This window comes from Hominimerdicola aceti, from assembly GCF_025567495.1.
Taxonomy (GTDB): Bacteria; Bacillota; Clostridia; order Oscillospirales; family Ruminococcaceae; genus Hominimerdicola; species Hominimerdicola aceti.
This window is the reverse complement of sequence record NZ_JAOQJZ010000003.1, coordinates 146,112-160,474: the sequence shown is the minus strand read 5'-3', so window position 1 is coordinate 160,474 and position 14,363 is coordinate 146,112. Positions and strand designations below refer to the sequence as shown.

Here is a 14,363-nt window from a genome sequence, read left to right as displayed (position 1 = left end):
ATTTTTACATTGGAGATGAGAAATATGTCACAAAAAAGCTTATATGATTTTGAAACAGAACAGATCGACAAAATGTTCGACTGCAAAAACTATCTATTTAAAAACAGCAAGCACGAAAAAGTCATTTTAGAGAGTGACACAGGTGTAAAAATGGTGCGGCACATTATCTATAAGCCTGCTGACGTTTCTGTATATCAAAGGCTCGCATCGATAAATAATCCATATCTTTGCCGTATCTACGAGATCTCCGAAAGCACTGAAGCGTATACTATCTATGAAGAATTCTGCGACGGCATGACTCTTACGGATTATGCAAACGGCGAAACACTGGCAGAACACGACGCCCTGAACATTACCTGCTCCATATGCCAGGGATTGTATGCTCTTCACAACAGCGGCATCGTTCACCGTGATATAAAGCCTGATAATATTATAATATGTGACGACAATAATGTCAAGATTATAGATTTTGATATTTCTAAAATTTATAAATCTAATCAACGCTCTGACACCCAGACTTTGGGAACTGTAGGCTTTGCCGCACCTGAACAATTCGGTATGCAGCAATCTGACGCAAGAACAGATCTCTATTCTCTGGCAGTGCTTCTGAACGTTCTTTTGACAGGTGAACACCCGTCGGTCAAAATGTGTGAAAACAAGAAAATTCTGAAAGTCATAAAGAAATGCCTTTCTATCAATCCAGACGACAGATATAGCACTGCGGAAGAGCTGTACAATGTGCTTAATAAGATCAGGAGAAAACTAAAATATGAAAAAATGTCCTAATTGCGGAAGAATTCTTCATGACGATTCCATTTTCTGCTTTGGCTGCATGAGCGAAATAAACAAGAGGCAAGAAATAGTTCTCGCTACCCCAAAAAAAGTGTTTTTAAAAGCAAAAATAACCACACCAATAATCGCTGTGGCATTAGTATCCGCAGCTGTGTTCGGGGTGTATACTTATAATAACAATAGTGATAAGACCACGGCTGTGAAAAAAAGCACACCTCGATCTACTGCCACTGTCACCACAAATACACCTGTGACAACTACTCTGCCTCCCGTCACCACTGTCATGACTACTACCACAAAAAAGCGTGAGCCTGACAAGGCTGCCCTTGCGTCAGATATTGCAGAAGGGGCGGCATTAGCAGAGTCAAAAGCCGCCGCAGTCACCACCACTACCACTACAGAAAAAGTGACTGAGCCTGTGACAGAGCCTGAGATACAGCAGGATATACCCCAGGAAAACACAGAAGATACTCAGCAGGACGAGCCTGAATATTACTCCCCTGATGGTGCAAGTCAGATGACCCTTGACCTTCTCGATTATGTAAATCCTCTCCGTGAGAAATATGGTCTGAAACCACTCCGTGCAAGCGGACAGCTTGATGAATGTCTGCAAAAGAGCCTGTATCAAATGGACGACTACTGCCAAGGCATTGGCAACGTATACGAACATCTCTCTGAGGTCGGTCTGCCTAACAACAGCAAAATACGACAATTCACAGCAAACAACAGCTGTGTTTCAGACTATGACGAGGCATACACAGAGCTTTTTACTTGGTTAAAAAATAATGCAAACTTCGGTCTCTCTTACGGTGACAATCTGATCAACGGCTTGGAAGATTACACATATCTTGGTGTTTGCTTTTTCCATGATGATATAGTTCAGGAAAGAAAAGACCATATGTGGAATGACCCAGATAATGGTGAATACGAATCTATGCCGCTATATCAATGCTATGTTTATGTTATGAAATAAGCCGACAATATCCGACTTGAATATTTTATGCGATTGTGATATAATAAAGGCAACACAAAACGTAAAAAGCGAATTACAAAAAAGAGGATATTTATGAATAATCAGACTAATAACGAGAATTTATCCCAAGGCACTAATGGCCAGCCTGACGAATACAGCGCTTATCGTGATGAAGAATACGAAAGAATGCGCATTGAAATGGAAAAACGCCGTGCCGAAAGGCGCGCAAGAGAACACAGGCGTGTTATGAAAAACCGTATCATTGCCATAGCAATTCTTTTGGTGATAATTTTTGTGATAGTGAAAGCCTGTGGTGGAAAGTCAGACAACAAGCCTGCTGCTGATTCATCATCACAGACCGAAAGCACAAAGCAGGCGGAAGCAAAGACCACCACCAAAAAGAAAACCTCCGACAACAGCAAAGCAGAAGAAACAAAGCATAAGATAGAGCAGTCAAACGGCATGACCTTTGTTGACGGCATTCTTATCGTAAACAAGACCTACTCCCTGCCATCAGATTATGCACCGGGCGTAAGCACAATTGCACAGAACGCCTTTGACGAAATGGCAGCTGCAGCGGCTCAGGACGGCATAACACTCTTTGTGAATTCAAGCTATCGCTCATATCAGGATCAGGAATCTCTTTATAACTCCTATGCCGCAGAGCGTGGCACAGAAGCCGCAGACGAGGTATCTTCCCGTCCGGGACATTCAGAACATCAGACGGGTCTGACCTTTGATGTTAACACCACCGAGGACAGCTTTGCAGGCACTCCTGAGGCAAACTGGCTGGCTGAACACTGTGCAGAGTACGGCTTTATTATCCGATACCCTGAGGGAAAAGAGGATAAAACAGGATATGTGTATGAGCCGTGGCATATCCGTTATCTCGGCAAGGAAAAAGCCCAGGCGGTAACAAAGAGCGGTCTTTGCCTTGAAGAATATCTTGGTGTCACCTCTGATTACAAATATGCCGAAGATCAGAACTGTTCAAGCCTGAACACTTCTGACACACAATCAAGTCAGGCGGACGGCTATTATCAGGACAACACAAATTATGATTATCAATACTGATACAAACACAAAGCGGACAGCCACAGGAAAGTGGTTGTCCGCTATTCTTTACTTTGTCATACGGGACGTCGAGAACGCCGTCCCCTACAGCCAAATATCCGTTACTTATTTTCTGAGCTTTCTGTGCTATCAGAGCTTTCCAAACTGCTGTCATCATAGTGGACAGGCTCAGTTGTAAGACCCTTATCTCCTGCCTCTACAGCTTTCTCAGTCATATCGTCAACTATGCGTTTGAAAACTTTGAACGCCTTATCATAATTCTCCTGCATAGTTTCCTTAGAATCGCCCAAAGTCTTAACTGGCACTCTCATTGAAAGGTGGATATCATTCGGCATATTCTCGAAGTTAAGCTCCTTTGCCATGACCTCCATGTTCCAGCTCATGCCCATATCATCAACATACTTGTTGTTTGGAAATTCCTTTGGCAACTCAGGAGTCATTATTGACTTGAACTCCTCGTCAGTGTTTGAATCTGTTATAACAAGTATAGACTCGCCCCCCTGAAGCTGTGCCAAGAACTTAGTGCTGTTCACGTTCTGTTGCTGATAATCGTCGCTGTGAGAATTTAGCGGAATCATAATGACCTCAACATGGACATAACCATTGCCGTCAAGATCGTCCGTGTATTTTTCAAAGAACTCCTCCAGTTCCTCCTGACGTGTTTCCAAGCCGTTGTTTGCGATCATAAGCACTGTCAGGTCAGCCTTTTCACGCCTTGCAGCGTCAATAAAAATAAATGCCGCCACCGCTATGATAAATATTGTAAAGATTATCCACACCTTGTTGTGATAAAAGAAATTCTGCACCTTTTCAAAGCCATGAAGCTCTCTTATCTGGTCATGCTCTTCCTTTATGGAAGACTCGCTTTCGTCAATAACTCCGCTTTTGAGCTTCATAAGCTCGATACGCTCCTGAGCAAGCCTGCGTTCACGTTCCTTTTCTTCCTGACGTTCACGCTCACGTCTTTCAGCTTCCGCCTGCTCTAAAACCTGCCTTTCACGCTCCTCAGCCTCACGCCTTTGCTGAGCCAGCGTGCGCTCATACTCTGCGTCATCAGCGTCCTCCAACAGACCCTGACCCTCCAGACTTTTGTCGAGCTTTGATATATTAATGTCCTTTTCGTCTTTTTTTGACATATCACTGCCGTCCTTTGCGAGATATTTTATATCATATTAGTATAAACCAATAATATTAACTCCGTATTAACAAAAAAGAGATAGCATTTTCATGAAAAATGTCTATATACAATTAAAGATAAATTGTGTATAATATACATAAATCAAATAAATTAAGTTGTGATAATAACAATTTAGTGAAAAGAGGAGAGATAGCAATGCTTGAAAAGATCATACAGAAAAACACAGAAAAATCAGAGATATCCGAACAGCTAAAAGGGCTGAGAGAACAGCTCACCCTGCTTGAAAACAAAATAAAAACCGCAGGAGTGCCTGTTATAATCACATTTGACGGCTGGTCTGCCGCAGGAAAAGGCTCAATGATAGCAAAGCTCATACGCTCTCTTGACCCACGTTTTTACAAGGTGGTGTCATTTCGTGCGCCAAATGAGCAGGAAAAGCGTATGCCATGGCTGTGGCGTTATTGGCAAAGCCTGCCAAAAAAGGGTGAGTTTCTTATCCTCGACCGAAGCTGGTATCGTGACACTGTGAACGCCTTTATGTACGGTGAGATAGACAAGGAAACAAGGGACACACGCCTTGAAGATATCTGCACCTTTGAAAGGCAGCTTACAGATGACGGATATGTTATCGTGAAAATTTTCCTGCACATTACCGAAGACGAGCAGAAAAAGCGTATCGAAAAGCTGGAGAACTCCTCTGTTACAAGCTGGCGTGTGGAAAGCCACGATATAAAGAACATGGAAAAATACGATAAGTTTTTCCGCAGATATGACAAAATGCTTGAAAGCACAAACACGGCATTTGCTCCGTGGACTTGCGTTGGGGCAAATGAACGTGCTTCTGCTGAGCTTGAAGTGCTGACAGCGGTCACAAAGGCAGTAAGCACTGCAGTTTCCGCCAAGGAGAAGGGCGAACATTATATTCCCGAACCACAGTTCGACACCTGCGGATACAATTATCCTGAATATAAAACTATTGAAATGCCTGCTCTTGCAGAAGTGGATATGAACAAGTCCCTTGACGAAGCGGAATATGAGAAAAAGCTGAAAAAATATCAGGACAAGCTTTTCAAGCTGCAAAATCTCTGCTATCAGAAGAAGATACCTGTTATAATATGCTATGAAGGCTGGGATGCAGCAGGAAAAGGCGGAAATATCAAGCGCATTGCGGCTGCCCTTGATCCAAGGGGCTATGAAGTTCACCCTATCGCTGCACCCGAACCGTCAGAGCTTGCAAGGCACTATCTGTGGCGTTTCTGGACACGTCTTGAAAAGAATGGTCACTTTACTATCTTTGACCGCACATGGTATGGCAGAGTAATGGTCGAGCCTATCGAAAAGCTCACCCCCGAAGAACGTGTGAACATGGCTTATCGTGAGATAAACGAGTTTGAAAGCCAGCTTCATGCTTGGGGCGCAGAGATAATAAAATTCTGGGTCAATGTAGATAAAGACGAACAGCTCCGCCGTTTTAACGAGCGTGAGAACACACCTGAAAAGCGTTGGAAGATAACCGATGAGGATTGGCGCAACCGTGAAAAGTGGGACACCTATGAGAAATATGTTGACCGCATGATAACACTTACCTCCACAGATATAGCACCATGGACGATACTTGAGGGCAACGATAAAAAATATGCCCGCATAAAAGCACTGAAAACTATTGTGAAACGCCTTGAAAAGCGTTTGGAAAAAGAAGATAAATAAAAAAAAGCGGCGAAGCGTAATGCTCCGCCGTCTTTTATTTGCCGTCAGATCAGCATCCGCAGCCGCCGCAACCATTGTCGCAGCCACAACCACCGCAGCCGTTTCCACAACCGCCACAGCCATTTCCGTAACCGCCGCAGCCACAGCAGAATATGAGAATAAGGATAATGATCCACCAACAACCGCCAAATCCACAACCGTTCATAAATGAAATCTCCTTTTTTATTAAGATTTATAAAGCTGAAGCTTTGCTCCGTTGCTTTATATTACAGTTTATGACGCAGAGAAAAATGTGTTACAAAAAAATCTGCAAGGAGAATTTGTCCTGTGCATAAGAATATAAAAGCGATAAAAATGCGAGAATAACAAGACGCAAAACTGTCAAGAATGTAGCTAAGACAAAGCTTTGTCTTAAACATTTTAAGGGGTGAATTTTATGAACGAACAGTTTTTTGATAGCAACAGCTTTACACCAAGAGCAAGAGAGCTTGTGAAAAATGCCGTCACTCTGGCAGGAAGCTGGGGGCATACTTATATCGGCACTGAGCATATCCTGCTCTCTGCCGCCTATGAGGAGGACTCCACAGCCTGTGCAGTGCTTCTGCGCCACGAGGTCACGGCTCAAAGGATAGAGGAGCAGATAGAATACATCATAGGCAGAGGCACGCCATGCCGTCTTACGAAAAATGACATCACTCCTAACGCTGCCGCTGTTTTAAAAGGCGCAAAAAGGCTGTGCGAGAGCATGGGTGGCGGTATCGCAGGAACGGAATACATTCTTGCTATGATACTCCGCCGCAGTGATTGCTGTGCCTTTGAGATATTGCAGCAGTTAGGGGTGAACTGCAACAAGATGTACAACGATTGCTCATTGTCAGGCAACGAGCCTAATATTTTTTCAGACAGAAATTATCCCAAGCTAAAGACCCTTGAACGCTACGGCAGAGAGCTTACACGCAAAAGCGAGTGCGAAAAATTCGACCCCTGCATAGGCAGAGAAGCTGAAACAGAACGTATCATGGAGATACTCTGCCGCCGCACAAAGAACAATCCCTGCCTTGTAGGTGAGGCAGGTGTGGGAAAGACCGCTGTTGTGGAGGGGCTTGCGAGAAAGATCATGCTTGGAGAAGTGCCGTCTGCGTTATCCTCAAAGCGAATCTTCTCCCTTGATATAACTGCCCTCCTTGCAGGAGCAAAATATCGTGGTGACTTCGAGGAGCGATTGAAAAGCTGTATGGACGAAGCCGCAAAAGCTGGAAATGTGATACTTTTCATTGATGAGCTTCACAACATAATGGGTGCAGGAGCGGCAGAGGGTGCAATAGACGCGGCAAATATCCTGAAGCCACAGCTTGCAAGGGGCGGTCTACAGCTCATAGGCGCAACGACTTTTGAGGAATACCGCAAAAATATTGAAAAAGACTCAGCTATGGAGCGACGCTTTCAGAAAGTGAAGATAGATGAGCCTAATCAAAGCCAGACCTGCCGTATCCTCAGCGGTCTTATAGACAAATATGAACAGCACCACAGCGTTGACATCTCCCCTGACCTTATCCCATATGCAGTTAAGCTTGCCGCAAGGTATGTCACCGACAGATTTTTTCCTGACAAAGCAATTGATATCCTTGACGAAGCCTGTGCCTGTGCGGTCATAGAGCAAAGCGAAAACAATTCTGGTGAGAAAATATCAGACGCTTTCAACGATTATGTGAAAGGCAAGCTCACCCGTGACGAATATCTCACCGCCATAACAGAGTGCCGCCCAAAGCGCATACCACTTGAAAAAAGGCACATTGACAGCGTTATTTCATCGCTCACTGGCATAAACTGCGCTGATATCGGACAGGACGAAGCCGCAAGGCTCACAGGGCTTGAAGATAAGCTAAGCGAAAGCATTGTGGGACAGCAGACGGCTATAAAGTCACTCTGCTCTGCCGTCCGCCGCTGTCGTGCAGGACTAAAGGGCAGCGACCGACCCATGGGAAGCTTTATTTTCTTGGGGTCAACGGGAGTGGGCAAGAGCCAGCTTGCAAAAGATCTTGCCAAAACGCTTTTTGGCAGAGATAATGCCATTGTAAAGCTTGATATGTCAGAATACATGGAACGCCACAGCGTTTCAAAGCTCATAGGCTCGCCCCCTGGATATGTAGGCTTTGACGAGGGTGGCAGGCTCACCGAACAAATTCGACGCAAGCCCTACTGTGTGCTTCTTCTTGACGAAATAGAAAAGGCTCACCCTGACATCTACAATCTGCTTTTGCAGATACTAGAGGACGGCTGTCTTACCGACTCCGCTGGCAGGACAGTTTCTTTCTCCAATGTCCTTATAATAATGACCTCGAATATCGGCGTGAAAAAACTTGCCGAAACCAAGACCGTGGGCTTTTCAAACAGCAAGTCAAATGGCGAAGCCAAGAAAAAAGCCATGCTCTCAGAACTTAAAAGCTTTATGTCTCCCGAGCTTTTAGGCAGGATAGATGAGGTGATTGTTTTTAACGATCTTACCCTTTCCGATATGGAAAACATTACACGCCTTGAAATATACGCTCTTGAAAAAAGGCTCTCTGAACTTGGCTGTACACTCGCCTGTCAGCCAGAGGTCTACCCTTTTATCGCAAAGCAGGCACTTTCAAAAAGCGGCTCTGCACGAGAGATACGCCACATAATTACCGCCCTCATAGAAAATCGCATAAGCGATATGCTTATCTCCTCCGCCTGCCGTGACTTTTCTGTTTGCGTATCTGAAAACACATTAACTGTCGCACAGCGCCGCAGGCAACTGTGTTCATAGAAATTTTACAAAGTATAGTTGAGGGATATTTTACAAAAGCCCGCCCATATGTTATAATGTTTTATATATTGTTGCCCAAGCGGCAAAAGGAGGATAAAAATGTCTGACAGAAAATACAAGCTATATTCCGACTCCACCTGCGATCTGTCGGAGGATATATTAAAAAATATGGACGTGACGCTTCTGGACTTATCTTTTGAAGTAAACGGTGTTGTAAAGAGCAAGAATGACATGACGCTGCCTGAATTTTATTCCCAAATGCGAAACGGAGCAGTAACGAAAACATCGCAAATAGGTATCTCCGACTATGAACAGGCTTTTGAAAAGGAACTTGCCGCAGGCTATGACGTGCTTTATCTTGGATTTTCGTCAGGTCTTAGCGGCAGCTTCAACACTTCCTGCATTGCAAGAGATAGCGTAATGGAAAAATACCCAGAAGGCAAGATAATCTGCATAGACTCCCTCTGTGCTTCAACAGGCGAGGGTCTTTTGCTCATAAAGGCTGACGAAAAGAAAAAGCAGGGTCTTTCCATTGACGAGCTTGCCCAGTGGATCACTGACAACAGGCTTCACCTGTGCCATGTTTTCACAGTTGATGACCTGAAATATCTCCACCGAGGTGGCAGAGTATCAAAGACTGCCGCCATAGCAGGCTCTATTCTTGGCATTAAACCGCTTCTCCACGTTGACAACGAGGGACATCTTATCCCAGTTGGAAAGATACGAGGCAGAAAGCAATCCATTGAAAAGCTTGCGGATATGATGTGCGAACGCATGGGAAATTGGGATAATTCCACAGTAGCCGTCTGCCATGGCGACTGCCTTTCAGACGCAGAATATGCAGCCGACCTTATGCGAAAAAAGCTTGGCAAGAAGACCACTGTGCATATCTGCTACACAGGTGCTGTTATAGGCTCACACTCAGGACCTGGAACTCTCGCTCTGTTCTTTATGGGCGACCAGCGATAAAAAATACAATACAAAAGCGGACGAAGCCCGAAAACTTCGTCCGCTATTTTTATATGTGACATCAAAGACCCTTTGCCTTTTTCAAAGTTATACCATTATCTCCAAGCGGGATAGCGTGGTCAAGTCCAACGAACTTGCCTCCCTCCTGCCAAAGAACTTCCTTGACAAAATCATACTTTTCCTCGTCCCATGTAACAAAATCGTCCTTTACAAGTCCGCCCGTGTCACCTGAGTTTGCATTGAAGCACCAGAAAGTGTGATTTACATGATTGTCCTTTATGAGCTTTCTCATGTAAGTCATCCAAGTTAGGTTAGGCTCTGTCATAAAGCCGCCCCACTCGCCTATAAGAAGCGGTGCGATATCCTGCTCCTGAATGTAGAACCAGTTGTCTTTCCAGCAATCTTTCATAAGGCTCTTGTATGTGTAGTCCCCCTCGAACCAAGGCTGCTGATAAACTGTCGGACCATAGTCGTGCGGCGAGTAAACAAGCTTATCCTGATATTTGCCAAGGTCGATAGGATAGTCCTTTACGCCCCTGAGATTTCCGCCCCACCAGTTGAAATAGTAATCATCACTGTTGGTGGAGGAATAATCCCCGTTTTTCTTGATGTTCTTAGGGTATATTTCGATACCCTCGACCATTATAAGCACATTAGGATTTTTCGCAAGCACCTTGCTCGCTGCCGTTTCAGCCACATACTTCCAGTTGTTTGCGTCCTTTGAATCATTCCATATTGCCGCAGCGTCACCCTCGTTAGGCTTGCCGTGAGGCTCGTTTTTCAGGTCAAATGCAACGATAGTGTCATTGTCCTTATATCTGTCGGCAAGCCACTCCAAAGCATGGTAATAGTCCTTTACAGTGACCTTGTCAGTATACCACAGATTTACAGTATGACCGCTGGCATTGGTTTCCGCGGAATGGATATCAGGCATTACTTTAAGACCGTTTTCCTCCGCAAGCTTGAGAAAATAATCAAATATCTCAAGGCTGTTCATAGAGTTCAGCTCTTCATTGTATGCGTTATTGTAGTTCGCCTTTGGATATTCGCCCTCCGACCACTGGTTGATAAGCTCCGCTGACATAGGCACTCTTATAAGATTGAAACCGTGGTCTGCAATAGCCTCCACCGATGTCACAAGCTCGCTGTTCCAAAGTCCGTCAAATGTGTTAGTGCCTGTGTTGTAGCCAAACCAGTTCACGCCCGTGAGCCAAACCTCTTTGCCGTCCTTATCAAGTATCTTGCTTCCGTCTGTGTGAAGCCAATCATCACCCTGTTTAGCCTTTGAGGTACGCTTTAGAAGCTTTTTAACGTCCTTTTCCGTGGTCTTTTTGTCATTATTCTGATTATTGTTGTTATTGTTATTATTCTGTGATACCTTGCCCTTTTTAACAGTACACTCCACACCGTTTAGCTTTGCAGACTTAACATTGAGCTTTGTTCCAGTTCCGATATTACAGCCGATAGAGGTCGAACCGCCCTTTGCGATCTCGCCATTGTAATCAACATTCGTGACCGTGAGTTTGTTGCCCTTGACCTTAAAGTTGCCGTTCCAGCCGTCACAGCTTTTGAGCTGGTCTATTTCAAGCTCCAGCGTCCACTCCTTGAGGGCTTCATCGGAGTTGTTCTCAATGCCTATCTCCATGCCCGTCATGACCTTGTCGCCGTCCTGCCAACTGTTGTCCCCTGAATAGGAGATGATAAAGCCCTTTTCCTTTTTATCGTCCTTGCTTTCCTCCTCCTCACCATCAGGCTCGTCCTCGTTTTCATCAGCCACAGAGTCCTCCTCACTGGTGTCATCGGTTTCTGAAGCCACCGCAGAACTGCTCTCCGCCTTTGAAGCCGAGCTGTCCACGTCTTTTTTACCTGATGTTGCCACCAGTATCAGTGCAATAACAAGCCCCACTATAACAGCGCCCATGCCTGCAAAAGCGATAATAAGCTTTTTATTTATGCCCTTTTTGCCCACATTCTCCTGCTGGCTGTTTACGTCTTTTTTCTCATCACTCATAAGCTTTCCCCTTTTTACTTTTTAATATTATCATCTTACCATATTACATAAAACCGTCGGGTTACACGCCCGACGGTCAGTGTCACTTCGATTTCTTTGCCGTTTTTAATATCACCAAAACAGGTAATGCCAATATAGCAATAATCAAATACATATTACCACCCCATAAAAAATACATTATTTTCAGTAAATGTAGCAATGATAACGATATCTATTTGTTTATTTTCAGTTTCTCGCTAAGGAACTTCTCCTCAAACTTGTCTGACGGCATAGGTCTGCCGAAATAATAGCCTTGTATAACGTCAGTTTCCAGATCTCTCAGGATATCGAACTGCACCTGTTCCTCAACGCCCTCTGCACAAACTGCTATATGCAGGTCGTGAGAAAGATTAACTATCATTTTAACAAACACCGCAGTGTCAGGATTTTTTGCAATATCATCAATAAACGACTTGTCTATTTTAATGGTATTCAGCGGCATTTCCTTTATGCAGTTAAGCGAAGAATATCCCGTTCCGAAATCGTCCAGTGCTATCTTAACGCCCTTGTCTGTTATATGCTTCAAAAGCTCCTTCATCTTTTCCATATCATGGATAGCAAGACTTTCTGTGACCTCAAAACATATCTTCTCAGGGGGTGCGCCTGTTTCGTCAAAAAGTGTGTCTATCTTGTCAAGGAAATCAGGCTCAATTATCTGACCTACAGACAGATTGATGTTCATTCTCAAATCAAGCCCTGCGTCAGCCCACTTTTTGCACTGTCTGCCAGTGATCCTTATTATGTTCTCGCCCAATAGATTGATATAGCCAAGCCTTTCCGCCATAGGGATAAATTCGGCAGGGGAAACCTGACCGAACTCAGGTGGATTCCACCTCATAAGCGCTTCACAGCCCACAAGCTTCTTTTCGGAGCTGCTGAATATAGGCTGATAGTACGCCGTGAAATGTGCAAAGCCGTTTGTGATATCCCTGTGCATGAGCCTTTCAAGGTCGATCTGCCTTGAAAGTATCCTGCCGATAGTTTCGTTATAATTTATAGTGCAATTCTTGCCCTGCTTTTTCGCATATGAAATGGCAAGGTCGATCCTTTTAAGAACCGTGTTTACAGTATCGTCAAGCTTTGGGAACTTCGCAACGCCCATTGAACAAGTGCAATAGCAAGTGCTGTTAGCTATCTGCCACTCTGTGTTGAACTTATCATGTATGATCTTGCATATCTCGTCGATCTCGGCCTGATCCTGATCTCTCAGAAGCACAACGAACTCATCGCTGCCAAATCTAAAAACGCTCAGCTTTTTATTCTTCTGGGCAAAATCCTCAAAAAAATTACCTATCTCTTTAAGAAGTCGGTCACCATTATTGTGACCATAGCTGTCATTTATGTTTTTGAAATTATCAAGGTCAATGAGCATAACAGTACTGTTCTCATCGCTTTCAATAATGCCCTGTATACTCTTATCAAGACTTAATCTGTTAGGAAGACCTGTGAGATTATCGTAAAAGACCTGCTTTTCGATGACCCTCTCATAATTTATTTTTTCTGAGATATCATTAAGTGTGCAAAGTCTGATAGTTCTGCCGTCATGCCATTTTATGAGTTTTTCCGACACATTGAACCATTTGTTCATGATCTCGGAATAATAATCTCCTCCAAAAAGCATTCCTTCCTTATGAGTAGGAAGCTCACACCAAGTCTTGCTGAAAACGTCACTTTCCTTTTTGCCGACCAGTTTCCCCAAATACTGTTCAAAGCTCTTGCTGGCAAAAACTATCTCACCACTGTCCTGTGCCACTGCAAGCACATAGGAATTCATATTATCCATAACGTCAGTAAGCGTGCGAGTAGTGCTTTCAGCATGTTCAGCCGCTCTCCTAGTATGGAGCATGCCGGAAAGTATATATGTCAGACGTGAGGCTAGCTGTATTTCCTCAGGGGACCATACTCTCTCAGGATCAAAGGACAAAAGATTGAAATATGCAACATACTTATTGGTATCCTTGACAGCACAAGTGAGTGAACAAGGATACACCACACCACGCAGGGATATTTCCTCCGCATCTCCATTCGGATGAGCCTTATCCGCAACGTGGATACCAGTTTGCATAAGTGCTTTTTTCATTGCATTGTATCTATTTCTATTAAATTCTTTATCAAAAGCAAATACAGTATATTTATGTGTATCAGCGATCAATTCATAACTCAAAGGTTCTGAATTTTCATAGCCTGAAACTGTTACCGTAGCCGCATTGACATAAAGTGCAGAGCAAATACTTTCGAGAAAATTCTTGCACACATTATCAAATCTGTCATCGCTTTCAAGTATTTTCAAAAAGCTCTCGAACTTTTCGTTATAGGTCTTAGCTGGTATTTCCATACAAACAGCCCTCCTCTGCTTATATAAATACGTCTAGCATTATTATAACATATTTTCTGTAAAATCACAAGGGGAATTATAGAAATTTATTTATAATGCACAAAACAAATGACCAAATTTATATATTATTAAAAAACAAGCCCCGTAGTTAAGCTTAAAAAAAGTTTAACTGACGGAGCAAATGTGACCGAACCGATAAGCCGAGTTTTGTCGAGTGCGATAATCTATCTGGACTGTACGTTGCCGCACAGCTCTAGCCACCTATAGCCCCAAGTCTGACGAGCAGCCATTGACTTGCAAGCTACCATTGGTGTTGCATCGGATAAGGTTTACATAGCAATGACGTCTCCGCCATTCTGGTGGGCTTTTACCCCACCTTTCCACCCTTACCAACAAAAGTTGGCGGTATATTTCTGTTGCACTGGCTCTAAGGTCACCCTCGGCTGACGTTATCAGCTATCCTGCTCTATGATGCTCGGACTTTCCTCATAAACCTAGAACGTTTACGCTATCGCATAGCTCGCTCACAGTATG

10 protein-coding genes and 1 other RNA gene are annotated in these 14,363 nt (G+C 44.0%); 6 read left to right on the top strand and 5 right to left on the bottom strand.

The window, feature by feature from the left end; all coding sequences use genetic code 11:
* Positions 1–24: 24 nt before the first annotated feature.
* The 3 genes from OCV57_RS04345 (at position 25) to OCV57_RS04335 (ending at position 2,839) form a co-directional block, all read left to right on the top strand.
* Entirely contained in the window at positions 25–786 is a 762-nt protein-coding gene (locus OCV57_RS04345) for a serine/threonine-protein kinase (protein ID WP_267300569.1), read from the top strand.
* Positions 770–1,765 carry a zinc ribbon domain-containing protein gene (locus tag OCV57_RS04340; RefSeq protein ID WP_267300568.1) on the top strand — a complete coding sequence of 332 codons (996 nt, stop codon included), beginning with the start codon at positions 770–772 and terminating at the stop codon, positions 1,763–1,765. Before OCV57_RS04345 ends, OCV57_RS04340 begins: the two co-directional genes overlap by 17 nt.
* Positions 1,766–1,858: 93 nt before the next feature.
* Positions 1,859–2,839 carry a M15 family metallopeptidase gene (locus OCV57_RS04335; protein ID WP_243271198.1) on the top strand — a complete coding sequence of 327 codons (981 nt, stop codon included), beginning with the start codon at positions 1,859–1,861 and terminating at the stop codon, positions 2,837–2,839.
* Positions 2,840–2,940: 101 nt separating this feature from the next.
* Here OCV57_RS04335 and OCV57_RS04330 read toward each other — a convergent pair whose 3' ends face one another.
* Positions 2,941–3,975 (bottom strand): hypothetical protein, encoded by a 1,035-nt coding sequence (locus tag OCV57_RS04330; protein ID WP_117923386.1) that lies wholly within the window; start codon positions 3,973–3,975, stop codon positions 2,941–2,943.
* Between the two features lie 197 nt (positions 3,976–4,172).
* On the opposite strand from OCV57_RS04330, the gene pap reads away from it, so the two are divergent.
* The gene (gene pap, locus OCV57_RS04325) at positions 4,173–5,684 is read left to right on the top strand and encodes a polyphosphate:AMP phosphotransferase (RefSeq protein WP_267300567.1); all 1,512 of its coding nucleotides are present in this window, start codon (positions 4,173–4,175) and stop codon (positions 5,682–5,684) included.
* Between the two features lie 49 nt (positions 5,685–5,733).
* Here the strand turns inward: pap and OCV57_RS04320 are convergent, their stop codons facing one another.
* Positions 5,734–5,889 carry a hypothetical protein gene (locus tag OCV57_RS04320; RefSeq protein WP_181982793.1) on the bottom strand — a complete coding sequence of 52 codons (156 nt, stop codon included), beginning with the start codon at positions 5,887–5,889 and terminating at the stop codon, positions 5,734–5,736.
* 231 nt (positions 5,890–6,120) lie between these two features.
* Here OCV57_RS04320 and OCV57_RS04315 point away from each other — a divergent pair, with 231 nt between their 5' ends.
* Together OCV57_RS04315 and OCV57_RS04310 are read left to right on the top strand one after the other, a co-directional pair.
* The gene (locus OCV57_RS04315) at positions 6,121–8,475 is read left to right on the top strand and encodes an ATP-dependent Clp protease ATP-binding subunit (protein WP_267300566.1); all 2,355 of its coding nucleotides are present in this window, start codon (positions 6,121–6,123) and stop codon (positions 8,473–8,475) included.
* Positions 8,476–8,574: 99 nt separating this feature from the next.
* A complete protein-coding gene (locus OCV57_RS04310) occupies positions 8,575–9,444 on the top strand; it encodes a DegV family protein (RefSeq protein ID WP_267300565.1) in 870 nt (289 codons plus the stop codon).
* Between the two features lie 61 nt (positions 9,445–9,505).
* Here the strand turns inward: OCV57_RS04310 and OCV57_RS04305 are convergent, their stop codons facing one another.
* From OCV57_RS04305 to rnpB, 3 genes are all read right to left on the bottom strand, one after another.
* Positions 9,506–11,455 (bottom strand): cellulase family glycosylhydrolase, encoded by a 1,950-nt coding sequence (locus OCV57_RS04305; protein ID WP_267300563.1) that lies wholly within the window; start codon positions 11,453–11,455, stop codon positions 9,506–9,508.
* Positions 11,456–11,666: 211 nt separating this feature from the next.
* Entirely contained in the window at positions 11,667–13,829 is a 2,163-nt protein-coding gene (locus tag OCV57_RS04300) for a putative bifunctional diguanylate cyclase/phosphodiesterase (protein WP_267300562.1), read from the bottom strand.
* Between the two features lie 180 nt (positions 13,830–14,009).
* Positions 14,010–14,356: RNase P RNA component class A (rnpB, locus tag OCV57_RS04295), an RNA gene on the bottom strand.
* Positions 14,357–14,363 lie beyond the last annotated feature (7 nt).

Coding starts and splice junctions, on each gene's coding strand:
- OCV57_RS04330 (WP_117923386.1), bottom strand. CDS start 3,975: ATGTCAAAAAAAGACGAAAAGGACATTAATATATCAAAGCTCGACAAA.
- OCV57_RS04340 (WP_267300568.1), top strand. CDS start 770: ATGAAAAAATGTCCTAATTGCGGAAGAATTCTTCATGACGATTCCATT.
- OCV57_RS04320 (WP_181982793.1), bottom strand. CDS start 5,889: ATGAACGGTTGTGGATTTGGCGGTTGTTGGTGGATCATTATCCTTATT.
- OCV57_RS04310 (WP_267300565.1), top strand. CDS start 8,575: ATGTCTGACAGAAAATACAAGCTATATTCCGACTCCACCTGCGATCTG.
- OCV57_RS04315 (WP_267300566.1), top strand. CDS start 6,121: ATGAACGAACAGTTTTTTGATAGCAACAGCTTTACACCAAGAGCAAGA.
- OCV57_RS04345 (WP_267300569.1), top strand. CDS start 25: ATGTCACAAAAAAGCTTATATGATTTTGAAACAGAACAGATCGACAAA.
- OCV57_RS04305 (WP_267300563.1), bottom strand. CDS start 11,455: ATGAGTGATGAGAAAAAAGACGTAAACAGCCAGCAGGAGAATGTGGGC.
- pap (WP_267300567.1), top strand. CDS start 4,173: ATGCTTGAAAAGATCATACAGAAAAACACAGAAAAATCAGAGATATCC.
- OCV57_RS04300 (WP_267300562.1), bottom strand. CDS start 13,829: ATGGAAATACCAGCTAAGACCTATAACGAAAAGTTCGAGAGCTTTTTG.
- OCV57_RS04335 (WP_243271198.1), top strand. CDS start 1,859: ATGAATAATCAGACTAATAACGAGAATTTATCCCAAGGCACTAATGGC.